The sequence below is a fragment of the Pseudomonas sp. Z18(2022) genome (assembly GCF_036346535.1).
In the GTDB taxonomy this organism is placed as follows: Bacteria; Pseudomonadota; Gammaproteobacteria; order Pseudomonadales; family Pseudomonadaceae; genus Aquipseudomonas; species Aquipseudomonas yamanorum_A.
Window position 1 is genome coordinate 132,716 of the sequence record NZ_JAOTOA010000009.1, and the last position, 26,468, is coordinate 159,183.

Sequence of the window (26,468 nt, forward strand, 5' to 3'; positions counted from 1 at the left end):
ATCCTTAAGCCGCATCGCGCTTGGCGCCATTGCGGTAGGCCTCGACCGCAACGATCAAGGCTTGCAGTATCGCGGCGCTTTCGCCGATCACCGACAGGTCGGCACGCTTGATCATGTCGCAGCCCGGGTCGAGGTTGATCGCCACCACCTTGTCGCAGGCACCAATGCCTTGCAGGTGCTGGATCGCCCCGGAAATCCCCACCGCCACGTAAACCCGGGCGGTGACCCAGGTGCCGCTGGCACCCACCTGGCGGTCACGGGCCATGAAGCCGTCGTCCACCGCCACCCGCGAGGCGCCTTCGGTGGCGCCCAGCGCGGCGGCGGTCTGGTGGAACAGCGCCCAGTCCTTGACCCCGTTGCCGCCAGAGAAAATAAACTCCGCTTCGGCCATGGGAATCGCCGCCGGGTCGACGGCCACCGCGCCCAAATCTTCAATACGCGGCAAGCTGCGGGCCAGGCTTGTGGATAACTCTACCGGCAGCACTTCGTGACGGGTCTCGCTGACAGGATCGGCGCATTCCGCCGCTGCCAGGATCATCCGAGGCAAAGGCCTGGCCAGGTCTTCCTGGCCGGCACCGGCGCGGCCAATACATTCCTGGCCCTTGATCTGCCAGACCCGCGTGGCCGGGCGTTCCTTGAGGCTGGCGGCAAAGCGCCGGCCCAACTCACCACCGCCGTTGCGGCTGTCGGGCAGCAACCAGTGGCGCGGGTTGAACTGGTTATCCACAGCCCGCAGGCCATGGACCCGTTGCTCCGGTGAATAACCGTCGAACTCATGACCGTCCAGCACCAGCAGCCGGTCGACACCGGCGGTGGCAAAGGCGTTTTCCTTGTGCTCGCCGAACACCACGGCCAGCACCGCACCGTCGTCGCCGGCCAGTTGCCGGGCCAGGCCCAGCAGGTCGCGGTCGTGGCTGCTCAGGCGGCCGCCGACCATGTCCGGCACCACGTTGATGTAGAACGCCGGGGCTGCCACCTGATGCAACGGCAACTGCACTTCCACCGCCGCCGAACGCTTGGCCGCGCCGCCCTGCTGGGCGCCGCTGCGGTCGATACGCTTGATGCCGTTGGGGCCGATAAAACCGACACCGTGCACGTTCTTGCGGATGACGCCGTTAGGCCCCATCCAGCTGTGTTGCACCGGCTGCATCGCCGCGTGCAGCGGGTGCAGGCGGTTACGCGCGATCCATTCAGCCCGTGGGTCGCGGCGGATAATGTCGCTCATATATGCACCTGCGCAGGTTCGCGTTTCGGGGTCTTGGCCGGGGCGGCGTCTTCAAGCAAGGCATCAGCCACCAGCTCGGCGATGTCCTTGATCAGTGGGCGCGGTTCTACAACGCCCTCAAGCATCGCCGTGCACTGTGGACAACCCACGGCCACCAGCTCGGCGCCGGTCTCGCGGATGTCTTCCATGCGCATGTCGGGAATCCGCTGCTTGCCGGGAATATCGGTAATCGGCGCGCCGCCACCGCCACCGCAGCAGCGGGAGCGGAAGCCGGAGCGCTGCATTTCCTTGACCTCGATTCCCAGCGCCCGCAGCACTTGGCGCGGTGCCTCGTACTCGCCGTTGTAGCGGCCCAGATAGCACGGGTCGTGATAGGTCACGCTATTGCCTTTGTGCTGGCCCAGGTTCAAGGCGCCGGCGTCGATCAGCTCGGCCATGTAAGTGCTGTGGTGCTGCACGAGGTAGTTGCCGTCGAAGGCGCCGTATTCGTTTTTCAGCACGTGGAAACTGTGGGGGTCGCAGGTGACGATGCGCTTGAAGCTGTACCTGGCCAGGGTCTGGATATTGCGCGCGGCCAGCAGCTGGAAGGTGGCTTCATCTCCAAGACGCCGGGCCACGTCGCCGCTGTCGCGCTCTTCAAGGCCCAGTACCGCGAAGTCGACCTTGGCGGCTTTCAGCACTTTGACGAAAGAGCGCAAGGTGCGCTGGTTGCGCATGTCGAACGCGCCGTCGCCGACCCAGAACAATACGTCGACGGTTTTCCGGTCGCTGAGCAACGGCAGGTTCAAGTCCGCCGCCCAGTTCATCCGCCCGCCCGGCGCGAAACCGCCCGGGTTATCGGTGGCGATCAAGTTTTCCAGGACTTCGGCGCCCTTGTTCGGGGTGGCGCCTTTTTCCAGGGTGAGGTGGCGGCGCATGTCGACGATGGCGTCCACGTGCTCGATCATCATCGGACACTCTTCCACGCAGGCGCGGCAGGTGGTGCACGACCACAGGGTTTCAGCATCCACCAGACCGTTGACGATCGGCTGATGCGGATTGCCACCGTGTTCGCCGATGGCTTTGCCCGGATAAGGGCTGCCAGCGAACTTGGCGTCGGTGCCACCGGCCAGGCCGACCACCATGTCCTGGATGAGTTTTTTCGGGTTCAGCGGCTGGCCGGCGGCGAACGCCGGGCACGCGGCTTCGCACTTGCCGCACTGCACGCAGGCGTCGAAGCCAAGCAGCTGGTTCCAGGTGAAATCCAGCGGTTTTTCCACGCCCAGGGGCGCGGTTTTATCGGCCAGATCCAGCGGTTTCAATCCGGTGGAACGGCCACCGCCGAAGCGCTCGGCGCGGCGGTGCCAGGCCAGGTGCAAGGCACCGGCGAAGGCGTGTTTCATCGGGCCGCCCCAGGTCATGCCGAAGAACATCTCCGACACGCCCCACAACACGCCCAGGCTCAGCAGCGCCGCGAGCAGCCAGCCGCCGAAGTCGGCAGGCAGGATCCCGGCCACCGGCAAGGTCACCAGGAAGAAGCTTACCGAGAACGCCATCAGGCTTTTCGGCAGGCGCATCCATGGGCCTTTCGACAGGCGCGCAGGTGGGTTGCGCCGGCGCAGGTAGACGAAGGTGGCGCCGACAAACATCAGCACCGAGGCCAGCAGCAAGGCGTAGCCGAGGATGCGGTTATGCAGGCCGAAACCGTGCACCAGGATCGCCAGCAGCGCCGAGAGCACAAAGCCCAGGGCGGTGGCGACGTGGGTGTTGGCGATGTATTTGTCGCGGGCGACCACGTGGTGCAGGTCGACCATGTAGCGCTTGGGCATGGCCAACAGGCCGCCAAGCAGGTCGACTTTGGAAGCACGACCACGGCGCCACATGTTCACCCGGCGCAGGGCGCCGAGGACGGCGAGGCCCAGTGCGGCAAACAAAAGAACAGGAAGCAAGGTGTTCAACATGGTGAAGCTCCACAGACCACACTGGTCCTGCATGGAAACCGAATCAGTGTGGGAGCTGGCTTGCCTGCGATGGCATCAACTCGGTTTCACTGACGACCGAGTCGCCTGCATCGCGGGCAAGCCCGGCTCCCACAGAAAAGCCGGCTCCCACATTGATCAATTTCCACATGAGTTCAGTGTCGGATCAGAAATCCTTGCACAGGCGCAGGGCGTCATAGATGGCGGCGTGGGTATTACGCTGGGCCACGCAGTCACCGATGCGGAACAGCAAATACCCTTCACCCGGCTCGCTCAGGCACGGCTGCGGCTTGATCGCGAACAGGGCTTCAACGTCGATCTGGCCCTTGTTGCGCGAACCCTCCTTGAGCCCGTAGTAGATGGCTTCGTCCGGACGCACGCCGTTTTCGACCACCACCTGGTCCACCACCCGCTCCTCTTTGGCGCCGGTGTATTCGTTCTCCAGCACCGCCACCAGCTTGTCGCCCTCGCGGTAGACCTTTTCCAGCATCATGTCGCCGGTCATGATCACTTCTTTCGGATACATGCTGCGGTAGTAGGTCGGGAACGATGTACCGCCGATGGCCACGCCCGGCTTGATGTCGTCGGTGACGATCTCGACCTGGCTGCCTTTGTCCGCAAGGAAATCCGCCACCGACATGCCGGTGAACTCGCAGATGGTGTCGTAGACCAGCACGTTCTTGCCCGGCGCGACTTTGCCGTCGAGCACGTCCCAGCTACTGACGATCAGCCCTTCGGCCGCGCCCCAGTGTTCGTTCTGCTCCACGTTCGGATGCCCGCCCACCGCCAGCACCACCACGTCCGGACGCAGGTCCAGGATGGTCTCGGCATCAGCGGCCACGCCCAGGCGCAGGTCGACTTTCAAGCGCGCCAGCTCCAGCTGGAACCAGCGCGTGATCCCGGCGATCTGGTCGCGTTGCGGGGCTTTGGAGGCGGTGGTGATTTGCCCGCCGATAAACTCTTTTTTCTCCAACAGGGTCACGTCGTGGCCACGTTCGGCGGCAACGCGCGCGGCTTCCATCCCCGCAGGGCCGGCACCGACCACCACCACCTTGCGTTTCGGCCCGGTGGACTTCTCGATGATATGCGGCACGCCCATGTATTCACGGGAGGTCGCGGCGTTCTGGATGCACAGCACATCCAGGCCCTGGTACTGGCGGTCGATGCAATAGTTGGCGCCGACACACTGCTTGATCTGGTCGATCTGGCCCATCTTGATCTTGGCGATCAAGTGCGGGTCGGCGATGTGCGCACGGGTCATGCCGACCATGTCCACATAGCCGCCTTCGAGGATGCGCGTGGCCTGGTTCGGGTCCTTGATGTTCTGCGCGTGCAGCACCGGAACCTTGACCACTTCCTTGATACCGGCCGCCAGGTGCAGGAACGGCTCCGGTGGATAACTCATGTTGGGGATAACGTTGGCCAGGGTGTTATGGGTGTCGCAGCCCGAGCCGACGACGCCGATGAAATCGAGCATGCCGGTGTCGTCGTAGTACTTGGCGATCTGCTTCATGTCCTCGTGGGACAGGCCGTCCGGATGGAACTCGTCGCCGCACAGGCGCATGCCCACGCAGAAGTCGTCACCGACTTCGGCGCGCACCGCTTTCAACACTTCCAGGCCGAACTTCATGCGGCCTTCGAAGGTGCCACCCCACTCGTCGGTCCGCTTGTTGACCCGCGGGCTCCAGAACTGGTCGATCATGTGCTGGTGCACGGCAGACAGTTCCACACCGTCCAGGCCACCCGCCTTGGCGCGCTTGGCGGCGCTGGCGTAGTTGCCGATCACACGCCAGATCTCTTCCGGCTCGATGGTCTTGCAGGTGGCACGGTGCACCGGCTCACGCACGCCGGACGGCGACATCAGGGTCGGCCAGTTAAAGCCATCCCAACGCGAGCGACGGCCCATGTGGGTAATCTGAATCATGATCTTGGCGCCATGCTTGTGCATGGCGTCGGCCAGGTTCTGGAAGTGCGGGATGATACGGTCGGTGGACAGGTTCACCGAGCTCCACCATTCCTGGGGGCTGTCGATGGCGACCACCGAGGAACCGCCACAGATCGCCAGGCCGATGCCGCCCTTGGCTTTCTCTTCGTAGTACTTCACATAGCGGTCGGTGGTCATCCCACCGTCGGTGGCATACACCTCGGCGTGGGCGGTACTGAGCACGCGGTTGCGGATGGTCAGTTTGCCGATCTGGATCGGCGCAAACATTGCTTCGAAAGCCATGGCAGGTTCCTCGACTTACAACGGCTTGACGGTGAACAGGCCGTCGTCGTGGCCCTCTTCGGAGCCGCCGTAGACTTGCTGCGCAACGGTGCGGACCTTGCTGCCGCGGGCTTCGAGGATCTGGTCCATCGCGCCGGCAAACCAGCCGGTGAACATGTAGTCGACCTTGCGCCCGACCTTGCCGTACACGTAGACGAATGCCGAGTGTTCGAGCTTGACGCTGGCGGTGCCTTTGTCGAGGTCGATGTCCTGGATCTTGAACAGGCCCCAGCCGCGCTGCGACAGGCGCTTCATGTAGTGCTCGAACACTGCGACGCCTTCCAGGCCGTGGCATTCAGCTTCTTTTTCACACCAGTGCCAGGCGGATTTATAGCCGGCCTTGTAGAGGATTTCGGCGTAGGCGTCGGCTCCCAGGACTTCTTCGATACCCATGTGGTTGTTGACGAAGAAATGGCGCGGCACGTACAGCATCGGCAGGGCGTCGGAGGTCCAGACACCGGTTTCGCTGTCGACTTCGATAGGCAATTGAGGGGCGATCTTGGCCATGGAAATTTAACTCCAGAAAATTCGTTTGGATGCCCCCGGCGTGGATGGCCGGGGGAAAAGAGAGGTTGGCTTATTCGCCCCAGACTTCTTTCAAGACGTTGACCCAGTTCTCGCCCATGATCTTGCGCACCACACGCTCAGGATGGCCGCGCTTGAGCAGGGTCTCGGTGAGGTTGGGGAACTCGCCCACGGTGCGGATGCCCAGCGGGTTGATGATCTTGCCGAAGCTGGTCAGGCGGCGGGCGTAGCCCTTGTCGTGGGTCAGCATTTCGAAGAAATCCTGGCCATGGCCCTGGGTGAAGTCGGTGCCGATGCCGATGGCGTCTTCGCCCACGATGTTCATGGTGTATTCGATGGCTTCGGCGTAGTCGTCGATGGTCGAATCGATGCCCTTGGCGAGGAACGGCGCGAACATGGTCACGCCCACAAAGCCGCCGTGGTCGGCGATGAACTTCAGCTCTTCATCGGACTTGTTGCGCGGGTGCTCTTTGAGGCCCGACGGCAGGCAGTGCGAGTAGCACACCGGCTTTTTCGATTCGAGGATGACTTCCTCAGAGGTTTTGGAGCCCACGTGGGACAGGTCGCACATGATGCCGACGCGGTTCATCTCGGCGACGATCTCGCGACCGAAACCCGACAGGCCACCGTCGCGCTCGTAGCAGCCGGTGCCCACCAGGTTCTGGGTGTTGTAGCACATCTGCACCACGCCCACCCCGAGCTGCTTGAAGATCTCGACGTAGCCGAGCTGGTCTTCAAACGCGTGGGCGTTCTGGAAGCCGAAGATGATGCCGGTCTTGCCCTGCTCTTTGGCGCGACGGATATCGGCGGTGGTTTTCACCGGGATCACCAGGTCGCTGTTCTCGCGGATCAGGGTCTGGCTGGCCACGATGTTGTTAATGGTGGCCTGGAACCCTTCCCATACCGACACAGTGCAGTTGGCGGCAGTGAGGCCACCCTTGCGCATGTCTTCGAACAGGTCGCGGTTCCACTTGGCAATGATCAGCCCGTCGATAACGATGCTGTCGGCGTGCAATTCGGCTGGGCTCATCAGGCGTCCCCTTATTGGCGATTCATGCGCCGAATCGTCTGCCGGCGCTTTGGGGCCAGCATATGCCCCGGGGCAGAAGGAGCCGGGTGCAAAAACGACAAGGGAATTGCCGAAAGCGTCAATCCGCGACAAAGGCCAACATGACATCTCTGACGGGTGTCTGTTCTTTGTCTTACGCTTGAGCCAGAATTTGCTGATCAACTGATATGAGACGGCGCAATGAAATCGATTTTCCTGGCTTTGGCACTCATCGCAACCGGCGTACACGCGGCGGAAGACACTGACAACACGCCCTGCGATGGCATCGAGAACGACAAACAAACCCTGGAATGCGCCACCTACAACAAAACCACCGCCGAACAACTGCTCAAGGATAACTACCAGGGGCTGCTGGAACGCATGGGTTCGACCTATGGCAGCAACAAGACGCAGCTGGCAGACATTACCGCTCGTCTGAAGGATGCCCAGCAGAAGTGGGAAAAGTTACGGGATGCGGATTGCGCCGTGGATACCTTCCCGGCGGTGGCGGGCAGCAAGGAATATGCGATCCAGCAAAATGATTGTTTGGCGCGGATGAGTGATGAACGGTCGGAGTTTTTGGAGTCGATTGGGCAGGAATAAGCGTTAGAAGTCTTTCCACACCGAGTTAAGCGTCAGCAGCACACTTTCCCGCTGGTCCTTATCGACCTCGAAGTCGGCACAGTGCTGATTCCATTGCGATAACGCGTCCAGGGTCTGCTCGATGTAAAGCTCAGGCTCCAGAAAGCTGAATGGCTTGCAGACTTCGGTGATCACCTTGCGTGTCGGGTAGCCGGCGCCTGCAAACGCCGTGGTGTGCTCATTGCCGCGACCACTGGTGCTGGAAAATGTCAGGTCATACGCTGGCGCCATCTGCCAGCCACTGGTTGCGCCAAAGAACGAGAAGTTTTTAGCGTGATCGTCCCGGTTGTGGGCAAGCGCGTTGAACACCATCAGCCGCGCCATTTTCTGTACCTGGCTGGCATCCTTGGTAACCGCGAACGTGAGGCGCAACAGGTCGCCATAATCCAGGCTGGGCATGCGGAAGTCTGCGTACAGAATCGCAGCGGCTGTCAGCATATGCCGCCGGGTGGCGCCGTCACGGTCAAAACGGCGAGTGGCAAAGAAGCGCTCAATGCCTGTCGGTGTCCGGACCTCTAACAAGTCCGAAGCGGAAATTTCGACGCCGGCACTACGAGCCGTGATTGCGTATACCTGCTCGATCGCTCCGCTGTCGCGATGCTCGTCCTGGCTGCGGAATTTGATCAACCAGTGTTCGTATTCATCCGGCATCTCACCAAATGAAGAAATGGCCCGGGACTTGTCAGGCGACAGCCCGATGACCGCCTTGGGACGGGCACCGCCGGGGGAACCACCGGCGAAACGCAACGATTCAATCACTTCGCAGGTTTCACCCGACAGAACGTCTTGGGAAGCCTGGTAGAGAGAGGCCAGATCCAGGGCCGCCTGATCGGGATCCTTCTCGAACATAGGCACGTATTCCAATGCTCCCATGCCCCGGTCGCCCATGTAGGCCAATCGGTCCAAAGGTCCCAATGCATGCCGCTCAATCGCCATTGAGCGGCGAAAGAAACGATCCATCAGCAGCAACCCCCAACCATCGGGCAGGGAGTCGCTGAAGGCGCCATGCAGCCCATTGAACAGCGTGGTGTCCGCAGCCAGCTGGGGCCTCGATGAAAACTCCATGTGCAGGGGCGCCAGGTTGAAACCCTTCAACAGCCAGCTCGGGTCAAAGGAGAAATACAGGCCTTTACGGGGGATATCGACCAACTCACCCACCCGGGAACCTTGCAACATGACGTGGAGCGCGGTGACCGGTTTCATTGACGACCTCGAAGCCTGGTGTGATTTTTCAGTTCTTGAAGGCTGACCGGTGCTGGCGCGCTGAACAGTTGCGCCATTTGCTCGCCGACGCCCAGGCTCATCGCGATCAATAACAGCGCGTCCAGGGAAACCTTGCCGGTTGTCTCGAAACGCTTGATCGTGGACTCGGGCACCCCGGATTTGGTCGCCAGCGCACGTCGAGAAAGGTTTTTACTCAACCGAAGCGCTTTGGCGTTGCCAGCGATCTGCAGGGCGATTTCACCAGGGGCGTAAAGGATATGAATAAGGGCCATGGTTCGACTTCCGGTGGAGTGTGAGCAAGTGTAGCAGCGATAAAAAGAACAAATCTATAATGGGTAATGGGATATCTTTAATGGCAAAATATTGCCTTTAAAGGACAATATTTTATCTTTTATATATAATTAATTTTCTGAACCTTTACCTTCCGGCCCGGCCCCGAACAATTTTGTTGACTTGCCAGTCAATCAGATTGACCGCCATGATCAGCGCCCATTTCTACCAATGCCGCCCCATGAACCCACGCATCTACCTCCTCGCCCTCGCCGCCTTCGTCGCCGGTATCGATGAAAACCTGGTGGGCGGGATTCTGCCGCTGTTATCCCGGGAGATGGGTGTCACCCTGAGCGCTGCCGGGCAACTGACGGCGGTGTTTTCCCTGACCTTTGCCCTGTGCGCCGCACCCCTGCTGTCGCTGACCTCGCGCATTGAACGGCGCACCTTGCTGATTGCCGCATTGCTGACGTTTGCGGTGGGCAACCTCGGCTCCGGGCTGGCGGTGAATTACTGGATGCTGCTGGTCTGTCGCATCATCAGCGCGGCCAGTTGTGCGTTGGTGGTGGTGCTGGCCTCGACCCTCTCGGCGTCGCTGGTGGATGTGCGCTTGCGTGGCCGGGCGATCGGTATTGTGTTCATGGGCATCAGCGGTTCGCTGGTGCTGGGGGTTCCGCTGGGTATTGCCGTAAGTGAGTCGCTCAGTTGGCGGGCGCCCTTCCTGCTGTTGGCGCTGCTGGCGGTGGTGATTGCCGTACTGTTGCGCCTGAGCCTGCCGACGTTCGCCAGCCGCCCGCCCACCTCACTGCGTGATTACTGTCGCCAACTGGCGATTCCCAAGCTGCTGTTGGCGCAACTGGTGTCGGTGCTGTTGTTGACCGGGCATTTTGTGCTGTTCGCGTACCTCGCGCCCTACGTGCAACAGACCATGGGCATCCATGGCGTGTCCTTGAGCTATCTCTATGTATTCTTCGGCATCGCAGCCATCTGCGGTGGTTATTGCGGCGGCTGGCTGTCGGACCGGCTGGGGTTCAAGCGCGCGCTGGTGTTGATCCCGGCGCTGTTCACCCTGGTCATGGCGCTGCTGCCATGGGCCACAGGGTCGCTGGCGAGTTTCCTGGCGCTGTACGCGTTGTGGATGGCGTTGAGCTGGACCATCTCGCCCGTGGTCCAGAACTACTTGCTGCACACCGCGCCAGAGTCCGGGGAGGCCAATGTGGGGATCAATACCTCGGCGATGCACCTGGGCGTAGCCTTGGGCGCGGCGCTGGGCGGTGTGGTAATCGCCAAGAGCAGCCTGGAAATCACGCCGCTGGTGGGTGCTCTGGTGACGGCATCAGCCCTGGCGGCAGCGTGCCTGAGCCTGATGGCCGGAGCGCGCCAACCGCGTCGAGCCTGATACCATTCGCGCCTTCTCCACTTTTCCAAGGCGACTCCATGACTATCTGCGGCATCGAAATCAAAGGCAGTGAAGCCATCATCGCCGTCGCCTCGCTGGACGGCCAGGCACTGAGCCACGTTGCCCTGGCCACCAAGAAAATCGCCCTTGAAGACGACGATGAGGCGGCCAACGTCAAGGCCTTCGCCGCTCAGGTGAGTGCGTTTGTGCGGGAAAATTCGATCACTCGGATCGCCATCAAGAAGCGCAGCAAGAAAGGCGAATTCGCCGGTGGGCCGACCACGTTCAAGATTGAAGGGGTGTTTCAGTTGCTGGAGGGTGTGGAGGTGACGCTGTTGTCGCCGCAGACCATCAATGCGCAGAACAAGAAGCACGACTTTGGTCTGCCTGCGACGTTGAACAAGTATCAGCATGAGGCGTTTAAAGCGGCCTGCTCGGCACTGGTGAAGAAATAAGCCACACCGCAAATCCACTGTGGGAGCTAGGTTGCCTGCGATAGCGGTGTATCAGCCAGTACATCAGGCACTGAAACACCGCTATCGCAGGCAAGCCAGCTCCCACATTTGATCTTTGTTGTTCTCAAGAGCGGTGCTTACACCGCCTCCCGGCGCCGATCCTCCCTTGGGCACCTGGCAAACCTTGCCCGGTAACTGCGGGTGAAATACGACGGCGATTCAAACCCGCACGCAATGCTCACCTCCAGCACGCTCAGGTCGCTCTGGCGCAACAACTGCCGGGCCTTTTCCAGGCGCAACCCCAGGTAGAAATTGCTCGGTGTGTCGTTCAGGTGCAGCCGAAACAAGCGCTCCAACTGCCGCCGCGTCACCTTGATCGTCTCCGCCAGCGCCAGCGTGCTCAGCGGCGGTTCGGTGTGCTGTTCCATCTCGCCGATCACCTGCACCAGCTTCTTGTTGTTGATGCCGTAGCGCGTGGCGATCTGCATGCGTTGGTGGTCTTTGCGCGGGCGGATGCGGCCGAGCACAAACTGTTCGGACACCTGGATCGCCAACTCCGCCCCGTGGGCCTGGCTGATCAGGTCGAGCATCAGGTCGATGGAAGCCGTGCCGCCCGCCGAGGTGATGCGCCGACGGTCGATTTCGAACAGCTCCTGGGTCACCGTCAGCTGTGGATAAGATTCCTTGAAGGCGTCGATGGCTTCCCAGTGCAGGGTCAGGCGGTGGCCGTCGAGCAGGCCGGCTTCAGCGAGGACGCAGGCGCCGGTGTCGATGGCGCCGAGGGTCACGCCGTCGTGGTCGAGGCGGCGCAGCCAGTGTTCCAGTGCGGGCGTGGCGAACTTCAGCGGTTCGAAGCCGGCCACCACCAATAACGTGGCGCCTTTCTTCAACGGTTCCAGCGCGGCGTCGGCGTTGACCGACATGCCATTGCTCGCCAGCACCGCGCCGCCGTCGGCGCTCAACACATGCCAGCGGTACAACTCACCACGAAAGCGGTTGGCAACCCGCAGCGGTTCGATCGCCGAGATAAAGCCGATGGCGGAGAAACCCGGCATCAGCAGAAAGTAGAAATCCTGGGACATGGAGCGCTCTCGTAGGACGGGCAGCGTGTCACTGTGATACGCCAGTTCAATCGGTCATTCAAGGGGGCAGGTCGCTGCAGTGCAAGAGTGGGTCGCCGCCGTGCGTTTTATCGGGCTCCAAGCTGCGTAACTTGGCTGCACGGCGCACAAAGACGCCGGAACCCACAATAACAACCTGCCGAGGGATCCACCATGAACCGACTGATCAGCCGCTGCGTGCTCGCACTCAGCGCCAGCGCCATTTTGAGCACCAACGTCATGGCAGCCGATGCGGCTTCTTGCCAGAACGTGCGCATGGGCGTGGTGAACTGGACCGACGTAATCGCCACCAGCGCCATGACCCAGGTATTGCTCGACGGCCTCGGCTACAAGACCAAACAGACCAGCGCGTCCCAGCAAATCATCTTTGCCGGGATCCGCGACCAGCGCCTGGATATGTTCCTGGGCTACTGGAACCCGCTGATGACCCAGACCATCACCCCGTTTGTCGACGCCAAGCAGGTCAAGGTGCTCGACAAGCCGTCCCTGGAAGACGCCCGCGCGACCCTGGCGGTGCCGACTTACCTGGCGGACAAGGGCCTGAAAACCTTCGCCGACATCGCCAAGTTCGAGAAGGAACTGGGCGGCAAGATCTACGGGATTGAACCAGGCTCGGGCGCCAACACCCAGATCAAGGCGATGATCGCCAAGAATCAGTTCGGCCTCGGCAAGTTCCAATTGGTGGAGTCCAGCGAGGCCGGCATGCTCGCCGCTGTCGACCGCGCCGTGCGCCGCAAGGAAGCCGTGGTGTTCTTCGGCTGGGCGCCGCACCCGATGAACGTCAACGTGGCCATGACTTACCTCACCGGCAGCGATGATGCCCTGGGCCCGAACGAAGGCATGGCCACCGTATGGTCGGTCACTTCGCCGACCTACGCCGAGCAGTGCCCCAACGTGCACAAGCTGCTGAGCAACCTGACCTTCACCGCCGCCGACGAGAGCCGAATGATGCAGCCGCTGCTGGATCACAAGGACGCTTTCGAGTCGGCCAAGCAATGGCTCAAGGACCACCCGCAAGACCAGCAACGCTGGCTGGAAGGCGTGACCACCTTCGACGGCAAGCCGGCCGCCGCCAATCTGCAATTGACCAGCAAATAACCGTTTTTTGAATCACCGTTTCGCGGTCACTTTCGACCGCGAACGGCACCACCACGCCTGTAAGGAACCTGCCTCATGAACCACGACGTCATCATCACCTGCGCACTCACCGGTGCTGGCGACACGACCGCCAGAAGCCCACACGTGCCGGTCACTCCCAAACAAATCGCTGCCGCTGCGGTGGAAGCCGCCAAGGCCGGTGCCACCGTGGTGCATTGCCACGTACGTGACCCCGAAACCGGCAAGTTCAGCCGCGACGTGGCGCTGTACCGCGAAGTGATGGAGCGCATCCGTGAGGCGGACGTCGACATCATCGTCAACCTCACCGCCGGCATGGGCGGCGACCTGGAAATCGGCGGCGGCGAGAACCCCATGGAGTTCGGCCCCAACACCGACCTCGTCGGCCCGCTGACCCGCCTGGCCCACGTGGAAGAGCTGCTGCCGGAAATCTGCACCCTCGATTGCGGCACCCTGAACTTCGGCGATGGCGACACCATTTACGTCTCCACCCCGGCCCAGCTGCGGGCGGGCGCCAAGCGAATCCAGGAGCTGGGCGTCAAGGCCGAGCTGGAAATTTTCGACACCGGTCACCTGTGGTTCGCCAAGCAGATGATCAAGGAAGGCTTGCTCGACAACCCGCTGTTCCAGCTGTGCCTGGGCATCCCGTGGGGCGCGCCGGCCGACACCACCACCATGAAAGCCATGGTCGACAACCTGCCGGCAGACGCGGTATGGGCCGGCTTCGGGATTGGTCGCATGCAGATGCCGATGGCGGCGCAAGCGGTGCTGCTGGGCGGCAACGTACGGGTCGGCCTGGAAGACAACCTGTGGCTGGACAAGGGCGTACTGGCCACCAACGGCCAACTGGTGGAACGCGCCAGCGAGATCCTCAGCCGCCTTGGTGCACGGGTCATGACCCCGGCCGAAGGCCGCGTGAAGATGGGCTTGACCAAACGCGGCTGACTGTCCCGAACACCACCGAACCTTGTGGGAGCGGGCTTGCCCGCGATCGCGGTACACCTGCACCGAATACAGCTGCTGACATACCGCTATCGCAGGCAAGCCAGCTCCCACATTGATCACCGAACTCTTTAGGAATTTGCCATGAGCTTTATCACCGAAATCAAAACCTTTGCCGCCCTCGGCAGTGGCGTTATCGGCAGCGGCTGGGTGTCCCGTGCCCTCGCCCACGGGCTGGATGTGGTCGCCTGGGACCCGGCACCCGGCGCCGAAGCGGCCCTGCGCAAGCGTGTCGCCAACGCCTGGGGCGCTCTGGAGAAACAGGGCCTGGCACCCGGTGCCTCCCAAGACCGCCTGCGCTTTGTCGCCACCATTGAAGAGTGCGTGAAAGACGCCGACTTCATTCAGGAAAGCGCACCGGAACGCCTGGAGCTGAAGCTGGAATTGCACAGCAAGATCAGCGCCGCGGCCAAGCCAAACGCACTGATCGGTTCGAGCACCTCGGGCCTGTTGCCGAGCGAGTTTTATGAAGGCTCCACGCACCCGGAACGTTGCGTGGTGGGTCACCCGTTCAACCCGGTTTACTTGTTGCCATTGGTGGAAGTGGTCGGCGGAAAGAACACCGCGCCGGAAGCGATTCAGGCAGCGATCAAGGTGTATGAATCCCTCGGCATGCGTCCGTTGCACGTGCGCAAGGAAGTGCCTGGTTTTATCGCCGACCGACTGCTGGAAGCCTTGTGGCGTGAAGCGTTGCACCTGGTCAACGACGGCGTGGCAACCACCGGTGAGATCGATGATGCGATTCGCTTCGGCGCTGGGTTGCGCTGGTCATTCATGGGCACATTCCTGACGTACACCTTGGCGGGCGGTGATGCCGGGATGCGCCACTTCATGGCACAGTTTGGCCCGGCCTTGCAGTTGCCATGGACCTATTTGCCGGCACCGGAATTGACCGACAAGTTGATTGACGACGTGGTGGACGGCACCAGCGATCAATTGGGCAAACACAGCATTTCGGCGCTGGAGCGCTATCGTGATGATTGCCTGCTGGCGGTGCTGGAGGCAGTGAAGACCACCAAGGAAAAACACGGTATGACCTTCGCTGAATAACAGCTTTTGATTCTCTGTGGGAGCTGGCTTGCCTGCGATAGCGATGTTGGATTCACTGCCGCCATCGCAGGCAAGCCAGCTCCCACATTTTGACCGAGTACCTACCGGGAACCGAACCATGGCCGCATTGACCACCTACACCACCAAAATCCTCCCCGAGTGGGTCGACTACAACGGCCACCTGCGTGATGCGTTCTACCTGCTGATCTTCAGCTACGCCACCGATGCCCTGATGGACACCCTCGGCCTGGACAGCGAAAACCGCGAAGCCAGCGGCCACTCGCTGTTCACCCTGGAACTGCACCTCAACTACCTGCACGAAGTGAAGCAGGGCGCCGACGTCGAGGTGCACACCCAACTGATCGCCCACGACCGCAAGCGCCTGCACCTCTATCACAGCCTGCATCGGGTGGGCGACGAAAAGGAGCTGGCCGGCAACGAGCAAATGCTGCTCCACGTCGACCTCGCCGGCCCGCATTCCGCGCCGTTCAGCGAGGAGGTGCTGGGCAAGCTTGCGAGCATCAGCGCCGAACAGATCGACCTGCCCAGGCCCGCCCTGCTCGGCCGCGTGATTGGACTGCCACCCCAAAAATAAGGAATCGCCATGCAAACCGCCGCCGCTGTTGCCGACTTCCGTACTTACCCGCTGATCAGCGACCTGGCCGCTGTGCAGGTGCACAGTGATCACCTCAGCGTGGAATGGGCCGATGGGCGGGTCAGCCCGTTCCATCACCAGTGGCTGCGGGACAACTGCCCTTGCCCCCTCTGCGTCTACAGCGTGACCCGTGAACAGGTGCTGGAAATCGTCGACGTGGACGAAAACCTCACGGCTCTCGGTGCGCGAATCGAGCAGGGTTTGCTGACGGTGGAATGGAGCGGCGGGCATCGCAGCCAATACGATCCCGGCTGGCTGCGGGCGCACGCCTACGACGATGAATCCCGCGCTGAACGCCGGGCTGCCAAGCCGAAATCCCGGCTCTGGGACCGTACGTTTGAGCTGCCCGTATTCGACTACGCGGCGCTGCTGGAGGACCCGAAAGCCCTGCTGCAATGGCTGCTGGCCCTGCGTGACAGCGGCCTTACGCAAGTACGCGGCGTGCCCACCGAACCCGGCTCGCTGGCGCTGATTGCCAAGCGCATTTCATTTATCCGCGAGAGCAACTTCGGCGTGTTGTTCAACGTGCAATCCAAGGCCGATGCCGACAGCAATGCCTACACCGCTTTCAACCTGCCGCTGCACAGTGATTTGCCAACGCGCGAGCTGCAACCGGGGCTGCAATTCCTGCATTGCCTGGTGAACGACGCCGACGGTGGCGAGAGTATCTTTGTCGATGGTTTTGCGATTGCCCAGGCGCTGCGGGATGAAGACCCGGAAGCCTTTCGTGCGCTGTGCGAGATACCCGTGGAGTTTCGCAACAAGGACCGCCACAGCGACTATCGTCGGCTGGCGCCGATCATTGCGCTGGATGCGTTGGGTGAGGTCGCCGAGATTCGCATGGCCAACTTTTTGCGCGGGCCGTTTGAGGCGCCAGTCGCGCAAATGTCGTTGCTGTATCGCGCGTATCGCCGGTTTATTGCGATGACTCGGGAGGAGCGTTTTCGGTTGGTCAAACGCCTGAATCCGGGCGAGCTGTGGTGCTTCGATAATCGCCGCACGCTGCATGCGCGCAATGCGTTTGATCCGGCGTCCGGGGCGCGGCATTTCCAGGGCTGCTATATCGACCGGGATGAGTTGTTGTCCCGGATATTGGTGTTGCAAAGGTAGACCGCCATCGCAGGCAAGCCAGCTCCCACATTTGAAGGTGTTCACAAATCAAACTGTAGGAGCTGGCTTGCCTGCGATGAGGCCAGTTGCAACCCCACAAATCCCAGCCAAAAAAAGCCCCGATCAAGCCGTGACTGGATCGGGGCAGAGTGCTTTGTGTGAGCTGCGCATCCCGAGGGTGACCAAACCTTCAAGCTGCTTGCTGGGTTCCAGTGTGCACACTCCCTTCCCCTTCGAGTTAGCCGAAAACGACCTGTTCATAGGTGTGCCGGACATTCGCGCATTCAGGCCTTGCCGACTCGGTGGCGGCCTACCAGAATCGACCTCAGTCTCCCGCTCCCCTAACAAGGATAAACGTCATGATGCACGCGGATTTGATTGACCAGGATGACCTGCTGGGCCAGCTGCGGTCATTGGGTTTCGAGGTGTCCAGCGGCGCGACCGCCGAGCAGGCTTGTGAATGTGCGGTGCGCGGCTTGAGCGCGGCCCGGGCCAAGGCGCTCAAGGGTATGGTTGAGCAGATGTACACCGGCAGTGCGACGATTTTGCCTGCAGTGAGGCAGGCGATCGACAAGCAGTTGTTGCCGGCGTTGGTGCAGTTCAGGCAGAACTCTGGCGCCTGACACACCTACTTTGTGGCGAGGGAGCTTGCTCCCGCTGGGCTGCGAAGCGGCCCCAAAATCCTGGGAGCGCTACGCACTCCAGCGGGAGCAAGCTCCCTCGCCACAAAAGCCAGGTGATGTTAGAGCCTGACACTCGCAAACGTCGACTCATTCCTGGCCTGACTCAACGCCGACAACGGCCCGGACAACGGTGACAACACCAGCGCCTGGGGAATCGGCATCATCGCAACCTGCTGCGTGGTATTGGAACCCACGCGCTCATCCCGCGGCGGAATGCCGAAGTATTCGCGGTAGCACTTGGAGAAGTGCGGCGTGGAGACAAACCCGCACACCGACGCCACTTCGATGATCGACATCGGCGTTTGCTTGAGCAACTGCCGTGCACGGATCAGGCGCAGCTTCAGGTAATAGCGCGACGGCGAACAGTGCAGGTATTTCTGGAACAACCGCTCCAGCTGACGCCGGGAAACCGCGACGTACACCGCCAGTTCATCCAGGTCGATCGGCTCTTCCAGGTTGGCCTCCATCAGCGCGACGATTTCCTGCAGTTTCGGCTGGTTGGTGCCAAGCATGTGCTTGAGCGGCACACGCTGGTGATCCTGTTCGTTGCGGATGCGCTCGTACACGAACATCTCGGAGATCGCCGCCGACAATTCACGGCCGTGGTCGCGGCTGATCAGGTGCAGCATCATGTCCAGCGGCGCGGTGCCGCCCGAACTGGTGAAGCGGTTGCGGTCGAGGGTGAACAGGCGTGTGCTCATCGCCACGCGCGGGAAGGCTTCCTGCATCGACGCCAGGCATTCCCAGTGCACGCTGCAATCAAAACCGTCCAGCAGGCCGGCGCAAGCCAGGGCCCAACTGCCGGTGCACACCGCGCCGAGGCGACGGGACTGGCGCGCCTGGCTTTGCAGCCACGACACATGTTCACGGGTCACGGTGCGCTGGATACCCACGCCGCCGCAGACAATCACAGTGTCCAGGGCCGGGGCTTTGTGCATGGAAGCATCGGGGGTGATTTGCAGACCGTCGCTGGCCCACACCTGGTTTCCGTCCACACTCAACGTCGTCCAGCGATACAGCTCGCGGCCGGAGAGTTGGTTGGCCATGCGCAGGGGTTCGACTGCGGAGGCCAGGGAAATCAGCGTGAAATTGTCCAGCAGCAAAAAGCCGATGGATTGAGGCGCACGGTTCTGGGGTTGAGCCCCGGAGTTGAACGACGTCATCGCGGTATCTCCTCACACAAAGCGGGTGATGGCCTCAGGCGAGGCTCTTGTTATTGCGCTCATCCCGGTCAGGAGAGAGGCTTTGGAATTGATAGAGCAAATGCCATGCCTAAAGTTGAATGCACATTCAATAACTCCTGAAAACGACCTCATGACGTGTCTATATAAGCCCGCGCATGGAGTGGGGGATATGACCCGAAAAAGGCAGGAGAGAACGCAGGCTCAAGGTGTGTGAGCAGTTCGGTATCACTTGTGGGAAGGGAGAGAAACGACGTAGGAAAAGTCTGTCACCACACGCACGGGTGACAGGTGGTCATGAGGGGAAATCGTTCGGGAGCTACTTATCTAATTGCGACGCGCTAAAAGGTGGCGCTTTTGGTTCGGGTGTTCACTTTATGCGCAGCGTCGTTCTTCTGTGGCGAGGGAGCTTGCTGTGGCGAGGGAGCTTGCTCCCGCTGGAGTGCGAAGCGCTCCCAAGATTTTGGGGCTGCTACGCAGCCCAGCGGGAGCAAGCTCCCTCGCCACAGCAAGCTCCCTCGCTACATAAAAGCGGGATCAACACTCGACAGCACTCACCGCCAACCCACCCCGCGATGTCTCCTTGTACTTGTCATGCATATCCGCCCCGGTATCGCGCATGGTGCGGATCACCCGGTCCAGGGAGATAAAGTGCTGGCCATCACCCCGCAGCGCCATCTGCGCCGCATTGATCGCCTTCACCGCGGCAATCGCATTACGCTCGATGCACGGCACCTGCACCAGCCCGCCCACCGGGTCGCAGGTCAGGCCGAGGTTGTGTTCCAGGCCGATCTCCGCTGCGTTGCACAACTGCTCAGGCGTAGCACCAAGGATCTCCGCCAGTCCCGCCGCCGCCATGGCGCACGCCGAACCGACTTCGCCCTGGCAACCGACTTCGGCACCCGAGATCGACGCATTCTTTTTACACAGGATGCCCACCGCCGCCGCGCCCAGGAAATAGTCGACGACGTTGGCCTCGGTCACCTCTTCGCTGAACTTCATGAAGTAATGCAGCACCGCCGGGATGATCCCCGCCGCGCCATTGGTCGGCGCCGTGACCATGCGCCCGCCGGCGGCGTTTTCTTCATTCACCGCCAGGGCAAACAGGTTTACCCATTCCATCGCGCTCAAGGTCGAGCCGATCACGTTCGGCTTGCCCAGCTCCTGCAAGCTGCGGTGCAACTTGGCGGCACGGCGCCGCACATTGAGGCCGCCAGGCAGGATGCCTTCGTGCTTGAGGCCCTGCTCCACGCAATCCTGCATGGCGCGCCACAGCTTCATCAGGCCGCTGCGGATCTCTTCTTCCGAACGCCAGGTTTTTTCATTCGCCAGCATCAGTTCAGCGACCCGCAGGTTGTGGGTCTTGCACAGCTGGAGCAATTCCACCGCACTGGAAAAATCATAGGGCAGCTCGGTGCGGTCCATGTCTGCCACTCCGCTGGCGGCCTGGGCTTCATCCACTACAAATCCACCGCCCACCGAGTAGTAGGTGTCGCGGTGCAGCTCACCGTTATCACCGAACACCACCAGGGTCATGGCATTGGGATGGAACGGCAGGTTTTCATCGATCAGGCGCATGTCCCGCGCCCAGATGAATGGCACCGGCAAACGTGCGTCCAGCAGCAGTGTGTTGGTCTCGCGCAGGGTCTCGATGCGGATGCCGATCTGCGACGGATCGATCGCGTCCGGCCACTCGCCCATCAGGCCCATGATCACGGCGTTGTCGCTGCCGTGACCGATGCCGGTGGCCGACAATGAGCCGTACAGCTGAACTTCAACGCGCGTTACTTGTTCCAACACATCACGTTCACGCAGTCCTTGAACGAACAACGCCGCGGCGCGCATGGGGCCGACGGTGTGAGAACTCGAAGGCCCAATGCCGATCTTGAACAGGTCGAAAACGCTGATAGCCATTGCCGTGAAACTCCGCAGGTGAACGGGCCGGGCTTGAATGAGCTGCTACGCTCAGATCGCCCAGATGGCGGCATCATCAAGCTTTTACTCGCCGTCACGGCGTCTCACACCGACGTACCCATGCTCATCAGCGCCGCTGTTGTGGAAGGCGACGTTTTGGCCGTTTTTTGCGGTGCAGATCGGTAAAAAGTGCAGTTTTGTCGTGGAAAAAATCTGTAAGCGACGTCACCGACACTGGATACGACCATCCCTGTACTGGATACGACGCCCCCTGTAGGCGTCAGATTTTCACTGGTACATGATCAGTCTCGACTCGTTTGCACAGTTGCGTGGCAGAGCTGTGCCGCACGCCCAACCGCAACACCTATAAGCGCGGTGTTATTGCCGCCAGAAAAACACCAGGAGTCCACCCCCATGAAAGGTTCCCCGTCGTTGTTGTTGGCCGCCATGCTGAGTCTGCCAGTCCTGGCTCACGCTGCAGAACCGGCGCAATGCCAGACCGTCAACTTCTCCGATGTCGGCTGGACCGACATCACCGTCACCACGGCCACCACCAGCGAAGTGCTCAAGGGCCTCGGCTACAAACCCCGCACCACGATGATTTCCGTCCCGGTGACCTACAAGTCCCTGGCCGACGGCAAGAACATGGACATCTTCCTCGGCAACTGGATGCCGACCATGGAAAACGACATCAAGCAGTACCGTGATGCCGGCACCGTGGAAACCGTGCGCGCCAACCTGGAAAACGCCAAGTACACCCTGGCCGTGCCGGAAGCGCTGTACAACAAGGGCCTGAAAGACTTCGCCGACATCGTCAAATTCAAGGACGAACTGGGCGGCAAGATCTACGGGATCGAGCCGGGCAACGACGGTAACCGCACCATCCAGACCCTTATCGACAAAGACGCCTTCGGCCTGAAAACCGCAGGCTTCAAAGTGGTCGAATCCAGCGAAGCCGGGATGCTCTCGCAGGTGGAACGCGCCACCAAACGCGACCAGGCCATCGTGTTCCTCGGCTGGGAACCGCACCCGATGAACACCCGCTTCAAGATGAAGTACCTGACCGGGGGTGATGATTCATTCGGCCCCAACTACGGCCAGGCCACCATCTACACCAACGTTCGCAAGGGCTACACCCAGGAATGCAGCAACGTGGGCCAGCTGCTGAAAAACCTGTCGTTCACCCTGAACATGGAAAGCACCCTGATGGGTAACGTCCTGGACGACAAAATGAAGCCTGACGCAGCCGCCAAGGCGTGGCTGAAGAAGAACCCGCAAGTGCTCGACACCTGGCTGGCCGGTGTTACCACTGTCGATGGCAAACCAGGACTGGAGGCCGTCAAAGCTTACCTCGCCAAGTAACCGCTGACCCCGGGCCGGTACGCTGGCCCGGGATGTTTTTCCTCTTCGCATGTGGACATTCACTACCATGCTGACTGAACATAAAATCCCGCTAGGCCAGTACATCGCTGCCTTCGTTGAATGGTTGACCCAACACGGGGCCGCCTACTTCGACGCAATCGCATCGACCCTGGAAACGATGATCCACGGCGTGACGTTCGCGCTGACCTGGTTCAATCCGCTGGCATTGATCGGTCTGATTGCGCTGCTCGCTCATTTCATTCAACGCAAATGGGGCCTGACCGTTTTTGTCATCGCCTCCTTCCTGCTGATCCTGAACCTGGGGTACTGGCAGGAAACCATGGAGACCCTGGCGCAGGTGCTGTTCGCCACCCTGGTCTGCGTGGTGATCGGCGTGCCGCTGGGCATTGTTGCCGCGCACAAACCGATGTTCTACACCCTGATGCGGCCGGTGCTCGATCTGATGCAGACCGTACCGACCTTCGTCTACCTCATCCCTACCCTGACCCTCTTCGGGCTGGGTGTGGTGCCCGGGCTGATTTCCACGGTGGTGTTTGCGATTGCCGCGCCTATCCGTCTGACTTACCTGGGTATCCGTGATGTGCCGCAAGAGTTGATGGACGCCGGCAAGGCCTTTGGCTGCTCGCGCCGTCAGTTGCTCTCGCGGATCGAACTGCCCCACGCCATGCCGAGCATCGCCGCCGGCATTACCCAATGCATCATGCTGTCGTTGTCGATGGTGGTGATCGCGGCCCTGGTGGGCGCCGACGGCCTCGGCAAACCGGTGGTCAACGCGCTGAACACCGCTGATATCGCCCTGGGCTTTGAAGCGGGCCTGGCGATCGTATTGCTGGCCATCATGCTCGACCGCATCTGCAAACAACCCGACGCCAAAGTAGGGGGTGATGCATGAGCATTATCCGATTCGAAAATGTCGACGTGATCTTTTCCAAAGACCCGCGTGAGGCGCTCAAGCTGCTGGACCAGGGCATGACGCGCAACGAGATCCTGAAAAAGACCGGGCAGATTGTCGGCGTTGAAAACGCCAGCCTGGATGTGGAGAAAGGCGAGATCTGCGTGCTGATGGGCCTCTCCGGTTCGGGCAAGTCGAGCCTGCTGCGCTGCATCAACGGCTTGAACACGGTCAGCCGCGGCAAGCTGTTTGTGGAGCATGAAGGTCGGCAGATCGACATCGCTTCCTGCACCCCCGCCGAGCTGAAAATGATGCGCACCCAGCGCATCGCCATGGTGTTCCAGAAGTTCGCCCTGATGCCCTGGCTGACGGTGCGCGAAAACATCAGCTTCGGCCTGGAGATGCAGGGCCGGCCCGAGAAAGAACGGCGCAAGCTGGTGGACGACAAGCTAGAACTGGTGGGCCTGTCGCAGTGGCGCAACAAGAAGCCCGACGAGCTTTCCGGCGGCATGCAGCAGCGCGTCGGCCTGGCCCGCGCCCTGGCGATGGACGCCGATATCCTGCTGATGGACGAACCCTTCTCCGCACTCGACCCGCTGATCCGCCAGGGCTTGCAGGATGAGCTGCTGGAGCTGCAACGCAAGCTGAGCAAGACCATCGTATTTGTAAGCCACGACCTGGATGAGGCGCTGAAACTCGGCAGCCGCATTGCGATCATGAAAGACGGCCGGATCATCCAGTACAGCGTGCCGGAAGAGATCGTGCTGAACCCGGCGGACGACTATGTGCGCACCTTTGTGGCCCACACCAACCCGCTGAATGTGCTGTGTGGCCGCAGCCTGATGCGCACGGTGGACAACTGCACCCGCGTCAACGGCTCCATCAGCCTCGACCCGGGCGGCGACTCGTGGCTGGACCTGGCCGAAGGCAACGTGATCAAGGGCGCACGGCAGAACGGTACACCGTTGAACCTGCAGAACTGGGTACCAGGGCAATCGGTGGAGGGTTTGGGGCGGATGCCGACGTTGGTGGATTCCAATATCGGGATGCGTGAGGCGTTGCAGATTCGCTATCAGACCGGCAACAAGCTGGTGCTGCAGGACAACGACAAGGTGGTGGGGATACTGGGTGACAGTGAGCTCTACCATGCCCTCCTGGGCAAGAACCTGGGGTAAATCCTCCTGAAGGAACGGGGTCAATGTGGGAGCTGGCTTGCCGGCGATAGCTGCAGTGAATTCACCACTGCAATCGCAGGCAAGCCAGCTCCCACATTTGACCCCATTCCAACCTTGGAACAGCGGCGCCAGTGAAGGCGCCGCTCGGCTCAACCATCAGCTATAGACACGGCCAAGGAGCTGCCGATGGCTTTCAAACTGATCGAGCACGTCCCGGGTGATCTGTTCCTGGGCAAAGCCCATCAGATCGTATTCCTGAGGCCCGTTGTGCAGGTAAACCTCGGCGCGGTAGTAGCGCGTGCGCTCTTCCTCGGGCAAATCGTTCGGTGCCGACGAATAAGCATCCAGGCTCACCTCGTAGACAAACGGATTACCCTCTTCCATCTCGATGCGCACACCAATGCAGCGCTTGGATTTGCCCAGCAGGGTTTGCACTTCCAGGCCCTGATCACGCAACGCAGTCGCCGCTTCTTCCAGCGCCGGCGTGACGTGCTTGTCCATAAAGCGCTGCACGGTACCCTGGCTCGGTTGCAGGTCCAGGGCGGTCAGGCGCTCGCTGAAACCACGACGGCCACGCTCGGCCAGTTGCGCCTGCTCAAGCTCAATCGCCACGTCCTGGCGCATCGCCTTGTGCAGACCGAACATGAAGAAAACCAGCACCACCGAGAACGGCAAACCTGCCAGCACCACCATGGTTTGCATGGCTTCGAAGTTACCGGCGAACAACAGCCCAATGGTCACCAGGGTGATCACCGCCGACCAGAAAATCCGCAGCCAGTGCGGCGCATCTTCGTCAACGTTGCCACCCTTGCAGGAAAGGTTCGCCATCATCACCGCGCCGGAATCCGCCGGGGTCAGGAACAGTACGAAGCCCACAAAGATCGACACACCGATCACGATCTTCGACGCCGGGTAATGCTCCAGCAGTTGGTAGATCGCCATGGACGGCTGTTCCAGCGCCGTCTTGCCCAACTCCACGGCACCATGGTTAACCACCAGGTCCAGGGCCGAGTTGCCGAAGATCGACAGCCACGCCAGGGTGAAGCCCAGCGGGATCAGCAGCACGCCGGCCACCAGTTCACGCACCGTGCGACCACGGGAAATACGCGCGATGAACATGCCCACGAATGGCGCCCAGGAAATCCACCAGGCCCAGTAGAACAGGGTCCACAGGCCCATCCAGCGCTCGGTCTTGTCGGCGTCGCCTTCGTACACATAGAGGTCGAAGGTTTTCAGCACGATGCCGTTCATGTAGTCGCCGATGTTCTGCACGAAGCCGTTGAGCAAGTGCAGGGTCGGGCCAAACAGCAGCACGAAAATCAGCAGGCCGCTGAACAGCACGATGTTCAGGTTGGACAGGCGGCGAATGCCGTTCTCCACACCCGACACGGCAGCGATGGTCGCCACGGTGCTCATCACGATGATCACGATCAGCAGGTTGGTGTTGCTGTGCTGCATGCCGAACAGGTTTTCCAACCCGGACGACACCTGCATCGAACCAATCCCCAGGTTCGTCACCAGGCCCAGCAGGGTCACGAACATGCCGAAGCCGTCCACCGCGTGACCGGCCGCGCCTTTCACCCAACGCTCGCCCACCAGCGGGTACAACGCCGAGCGCAGGGCCAGCGGCTGGTTATGACGGTATGCAAAGTACGCCACGGCCAGGCCGACCAGTGCGTAGATCGCCCAGCCGTGCAGGCCCCAGTGCAGGAACGTCAGCTGCAACGCCTGGCGTGCGGCTTCGCCGGTGGCCGACGCGCCTTCAGGCGGGTTGAAGTAGTGGTCCAGCGGCTCGGAAGCGCCGAAGTACAGCAGCGAGATGCCGATGCCCGACGAGAAGAGCATGCCGGCCCAGGCGCCGTAGCTGAAGTCCGGGGTGTCGTCCTTGCTGCCCAGTTTCAATTTACCGTAGGACGAAAACGCCAGGCCCACCACAAACACCAGGTAGGCGGCGATCACGACCATGTAGTACCAGCCAAAGCTTTTCGACAACCAGGCTTGGGCCACACCGAGCATCCTGCCGGCTTCCTGCGGGGCGATGATCAGAATCGCGGTCAACAACAGAATCAGCGCGGTGGAGGTGTAGAACACCCAACCGTTGACCCGCACCTTTTCTGGCGGGGTCTTTATAAGAGAGGCAGAACTCATGGCACAGATGCTCCGGGCAGTGCAGA

General features: G+C 61.2%; 23 protein-coding genes. 12 read left to right on the plus strand and 11 right to left on the minus strand.

Translation table 11 applies throughout. The features are described from left to right. Positions 1-4 precede the first annotated feature (4 nt). The 5 genes from etfA to V3W39_RS19225 all read right to left on the minus strand — a co-directional run bounded on the left by etfA (position 5) and on the right by V3W39_RS19225 (position 7,004). Positions 5-1,225 (minus strand): electron transfer flavoprotein subunit alpha, encoded by a 1,221-nt coding sequence (etfA, locus tag V3W39_RS19205; RefSeq protein WP_177043184.1) that lies wholly within the window; start codon positions 1,223-1,225, stop codon positions 5-7. Then, positions 1,222-3,165, minus strand: a complete 1,944-nt coding sequence (gene dgcB, locus V3W39_RS19210; RefSeq protein ID WP_259195625.1) for a dimethylglycine demethylation protein DgcB — start codon at positions 3,163-3,165, stop codon at positions 1,222-1,224. The genes etfA and dgcB overlap by 4 nt, the downstream gene beginning before the upstream one ends. Before the next feature lie 184 nt (positions 3,166-3,349). Then, positions 3,350-5,410, minus strand: a complete 2,061-nt coding sequence (gene dgcA, locus V3W39_RS19215) for a dimethylglycine demethylation protein DgcA (protein ID WP_177043182.1) — start codon at positions 5,408-5,410, stop codon at positions 3,350-3,352. A 15-nt stretch (positions 5,411-5,425) separates the two neighbouring features. Continuing rightward, positions 5,426-5,956, minus strand: a complete 531-nt coding sequence (locus V3W39_RS19220; RefSeq protein WP_177043181.1) for a DUF5943 domain-containing protein — start codon at positions 5,954-5,956, stop codon at positions 5,426-5,428. A 70-nt stretch (positions 5,957-6,026) separates the two neighbouring features. Then, on the minus strand, positions 6,027-7,004 hold the full coding sequence (locus V3W39_RS19225; RefSeq protein WP_177112539.1) for a dipeptidase: 978 nt from the start codon (positions 7,002-7,004) through the stop codon (positions 6,027-6,029). Positions 7,005-7,223: 219 nt separating this feature from the next. Between V3W39_RS19225 and V3W39_RS19230 the strand changes: the two genes are divergently transcribed. Further along, a complete protein-coding gene (locus V3W39_RS19230) occupies positions 7,224-7,625 on the plus strand; it encodes a lysozyme inhibitor LprI family protein (protein WP_010167522.1) in 402 nt (133 codons plus the stop codon). Between the two features lie 3 nt (positions 7,626-7,628). On the opposite strand, the gene V3W39_RS19235 is transcribed toward V3W39_RS19230, so the two are convergent. Together V3W39_RS19235 and V3W39_RS19240 are read right to left on the minus strand one after the other, a co-directional pair. After that, on the minus strand, positions 7,629-8,867 hold the full coding sequence (locus tag V3W39_RS19235; RefSeq protein WP_330213132.1) for a type II toxin-antitoxin system HipA family toxin: 1,239 nt from the start codon (positions 8,865-8,867) through the stop codon (positions 7,629-7,631). Beyond that, positions 8,864-9,160: a helix-turn-helix domain-containing protein gene (locus V3W39_RS19240; RefSeq protein WP_259195622.1), complete on the minus strand. Its 297-nt coding sequence runs from the start codon at positions 9,158-9,160 to the stop codon at positions 8,864-8,866. The genes V3W39_RS19235 and V3W39_RS19240 overlap by 4 nt, the downstream gene beginning before the upstream one ends. 206 nt (positions 9,161-9,366) lie before the next feature. Here V3W39_RS19240 and V3W39_RS19245 point away from each other — a divergent pair, with 206 nt between their 5' ends. Both V3W39_RS19245 and V3W39_RS19250 read left to right on the plus strand, forming a co-directional pair. Then, positions 9,367-10,557: an MFS transporter gene (locus V3W39_RS19245; protein ID WP_330213133.1), complete on the plus strand. Its 1,191-nt coding sequence runs from the start codon at positions 9,367-9,369 to the stop codon at positions 10,555-10,557. Between the two features lie 38 nt (positions 10,558-10,595). Continuing rightward, positions 10,596-11,012 (plus strand): DUF3010 family protein, encoded by a 417-nt coding sequence (locus V3W39_RS19250; protein ID WP_177112537.1) that lies wholly within the window; start codon positions 10,596-10,598, stop codon positions 11,010-11,012. Between the two features lie 137 nt (positions 11,013-11,149). Here V3W39_RS19250 and V3W39_RS19255 read toward each other — a convergent pair whose 3' ends face one another. Beyond that, positions 11,150-12,094, minus strand: coding sequence for a GlxA family transcriptional regulator (locus tag V3W39_RS19255; protein ID WP_259195620.1), 945 nt, complete (start codon positions 12,092-12,094; stop codon positions 11,150-11,152). A 192-nt stretch (positions 12,095-12,286) separates the two neighbouring features. Between V3W39_RS19255 and V3W39_RS19260 the strand changes: the two genes are divergently transcribed. From V3W39_RS19260 to V3W39_RS19285, 6 genes are all read left to right on the plus strand, one after another. Beyond that, positions 12,287-13,231 carry a choline ABC transporter substrate-binding protein gene (locus V3W39_RS19260; protein WP_076017815.1) on the plus strand — a complete coding sequence of 315 codons (945 nt, stop codon included), beginning with the start codon at positions 12,287-12,289 and terminating at the stop codon, positions 13,229-13,231. A 75-nt stretch (positions 13,232-13,306) separates the two neighbouring features. After that, entirely contained in the window at positions 13,307-14,194 is an 888-nt protein-coding gene (locus V3W39_RS19265) for a 3-keto-5-aminohexanoate cleavage protein (RefSeq protein ID WP_003216924.1), read from the plus strand. Positions 14,195-14,335: 141 nt separating this feature from the next. Then, entirely contained in the window at positions 14,336-15,301 is a 966-nt protein-coding gene (locus V3W39_RS19270) for an L-carnitine dehydrogenase (protein WP_017476440.1), read from the plus strand. Positions 15,302-15,419: 118 nt separating this feature from the next. Further along, a complete protein-coding gene (locus V3W39_RS19275; protein WP_330213134.1) occupies positions 15,420-15,896 on the plus strand; it encodes a thioesterase family protein in 477 nt (158 codons plus the stop codon). A 9-nt stretch (positions 15,897-15,905) separates the two neighbouring features. Continuing rightward, positions 15,906-17,066, plus strand: a complete 1,161-nt coding sequence (locus V3W39_RS19280) for a gamma-butyrobetaine dioxygenase (RefSeq protein WP_330213135.1) — start codon at positions 15,906-15,908, stop codon at positions 17,064-17,066. Positions 17,067-17,425: 359 nt separating this feature from the next. Then, positions 17,426-17,689: a hypothetical protein gene (locus V3W39_RS19285; RefSeq protein ID WP_003216918.1), complete on the plus strand. Its 264-nt coding sequence runs from the start codon at positions 17,426-17,428 to the stop codon at positions 17,687-17,689. A gap of 119 nt (positions 17,690-17,808) precedes the next feature. Here V3W39_RS19285 and V3W39_RS19290 read toward each other — a convergent pair whose 3' ends face one another. Both V3W39_RS19290 and V3W39_RS19295 read right to left on the minus strand, forming a co-directional pair. After that, entirely contained in the window at positions 17,809-18,912 is a 1,104-nt protein-coding gene (locus tag V3W39_RS19290) for a GlxA family transcriptional regulator (protein WP_003216915.1), read from the minus strand. Between the two features lie 555 nt (positions 18,913-19,467). After that, the gene (locus V3W39_RS19295) at positions 19,468-20,844 is read right to left on the minus strand and encodes an L-serine ammonia-lyase (protein WP_177043171.1); all 1,377 of its coding nucleotides are present in this window, start codon (positions 20,842-20,844) and stop codon (positions 19,468-19,470) included. 414 nt (positions 20,845-21,258) lie between these two features. Here V3W39_RS19295 and V3W39_RS19300 point away from each other — a divergent pair, with 414 nt between their 5' ends. The 3 genes from V3W39_RS19300 to choV all read left to right on the plus strand — a co-directional run bounded on the left by V3W39_RS19300 (position 21,259) and on the right by choV (position 24,294). Then, complete coding sequence (locus V3W39_RS19300; protein WP_017476446.1) at positions 21,259-22,206, plus strand: choline ABC transporter substrate-binding protein; 948 nt, start codon at positions 21,259-21,261, stop codon at positions 22,204-22,206. A gap of 67 nt (positions 22,207-22,273) precedes the next feature. Continuing rightward, positions 22,274-23,119, plus strand: coding sequence for a choline ABC transporter permease subunit (choW, locus tag V3W39_RS19305; protein ID WP_003216909.1), 846 nt, complete (start codon positions 22,274-22,276; stop codon positions 23,117-23,119). After that, the gene (gene choV, locus V3W39_RS19310) at positions 23,116-24,294 is read left to right on the plus strand and encodes a choline ABC transporter ATP-binding protein (protein WP_177043170.1); all 1,179 of its coding nucleotides are present in this window, start codon (positions 23,116-23,118) and stop codon (positions 24,292-24,294) included. Before choW ends, choV begins: the two co-directional genes overlap by 4 nt. A 156-nt stretch (positions 24,295-24,450) precedes the next feature. Here choV and V3W39_RS19315 read toward each other — a convergent pair whose 3' ends face one another. Then, positions 24,451-26,385: a BCCT family transporter gene (locus V3W39_RS19315; protein WP_330213151.1), complete on the minus strand. Its 1,935-nt coding sequence runs from the start codon at positions 26,383-26,385 to the stop codon at positions 24,451-24,453. Positions 26,386-26,468: the final 83 nt, after the last annotated feature.

What these genes read in the sequence shown, in the direction of transcription:
- V3W39_RS19290 (WP_003216915.1), bottom strand. Translation starts at nt 18,912, where the DNA reads ATGACGTCGTTCAACTCCGGGGCTCAACCCCAGAACCGTGCGCCTCAA.
- V3W39_RS19260 (WP_076017815.1), top strand. Translation starts at nt 12,287, where the DNA reads ATGAACCGACTGATCAGCCGCTGCGTGCTCGCACTCAGCGCCAGCGCC.
- V3W39_RS19265 (WP_003216924.1), top strand. Translation starts at nt 13,307, where the DNA reads ATGAACCACGACGTCATCATCACCTGCGCACTCACCGGTGCTGGCGAC.
- V3W39_RS19270 (WP_017476440.1), top strand. Translation starts at nt 14,336, where the DNA reads ATGAGCTTTATCACCGAAATCAAAACCTTTGCCGCCCTCGGCAGTGGC.
- V3W39_RS19300 (WP_017476446.1), top strand. Translation starts at nt 21,259, where the DNA reads ATGAAAGGTTCCCCGTCGTTGTTGTTGGCCGCCATGCTGAGTCTGCCA.
- V3W39_RS19280 (WP_330213135.1), top strand. Translation starts at nt 15,906, where the DNA reads ATGCAAACCGCCGCCGCTGTTGCCGACTTCCGTACTTACCCGCTGATC.
- choW (WP_003216909.1), top strand. Translation starts at nt 22,274, where the DNA reads ATGCTGACTGAACATAAAATCCCGCTAGGCCAGTACATCGCTGCCTTC.
- V3W39_RS19250 (WP_177112537.1), top strand. Translation starts at nt 10,596, where the DNA reads ATGACTATCTGCGGCATCGAAATCAAAGGCAGTGAAGCCATCATCGCC.
- dgcA (WP_177043182.1), bottom strand. Translation starts at nt 5,410, where the DNA reads ATGGCTTTCGAAGCAATGTTTGCGCCGATCCAGATCGGCAAACTGACC.
- V3W39_RS19240 (WP_259195622.1), bottom strand. Translation starts at nt 9,160, where the DNA reads ATGGCCCTTATTCATATCCTTTACGCCCCTGGTGAAATCGCCCTGCAG.
- V3W39_RS19225 (WP_177112539.1), bottom strand. Translation starts at nt 7,004, where the DNA reads ATGAGCCCAGCCGAATTGCACGCCGACAGCATCGTTATCGACGGGCTG.
- V3W39_RS19245 (WP_330213133.1), top strand. Translation starts at nt 9,367, where the DNA reads ATGATCAGCGCCCATTTCTACCAATGCCGCCCCATGAACCCACGCATC.
- V3W39_RS19220 (WP_177043181.1), bottom strand. Translation starts at nt 5,956, where the DNA reads ATGGCCAAGATCGCCCCTCAATTGCCTATCGAAGTCGACAGCGAAACC.
- V3W39_RS19285 (WP_003216918.1), top strand. Translation starts at nt 17,426, where the DNA reads ATGATGCACGCGGATTTGATTGACCAGGATGACCTGCTGGGCCAGCTG.
- V3W39_RS19235 (WP_330213132.1), bottom strand. Translation starts at nt 8,867, where the DNA reads ATGAAACCGGTCACCGCGCTCCACGTCATGTTGCAAGGTTCCCGGGTG.
- choV (WP_177043170.1), top strand. Translation starts at nt 23,116, where the DNA reads ATGAGCATTATCCGATTCGAAAATGTCGACGTGATCTTTTCCAAAGAC.
- V3W39_RS19295 (WP_177043171.1), bottom strand. Translation starts at nt 20,844, where the DNA reads ATGGCTATCAGCGTTTTCGACCTGTTCAAGATCGGCATTGGGCCTTCG.
- etfA (WP_177043184.1), bottom strand. Translation starts at nt 1,225, where the DNA reads ATGAGCGACATTATCCGCCGCGACCCACGGGCTGAATGGATCGCGCGT.
- V3W39_RS19255 (WP_259195620.1), bottom strand. Translation starts at nt 12,094, where the DNA reads ATGTCCCAGGATTTCTACTTTCTGCTGATGCCGGGTTTCTCCGCCATC.
- V3W39_RS19275 (WP_330213134.1), top strand. Translation starts at nt 15,420, where the DNA reads ATGGCCGCATTGACCACCTACACCACCAAAATCCTCCCCGAGTGGGTC.
- V3W39_RS19230 (WP_010167522.1), top strand. Translation starts at nt 7,224, where the DNA reads ATGAAATCGATTTTCCTGGCTTTGGCACTCATCGCAACCGGCGTACAC.
- dgcB (WP_259195625.1), bottom strand. Translation starts at nt 3,165, where the DNA reads ATGTTGAACACCTTGCTTCCTGTTCTTTTGTTTGCCGCACTGGGCCTC.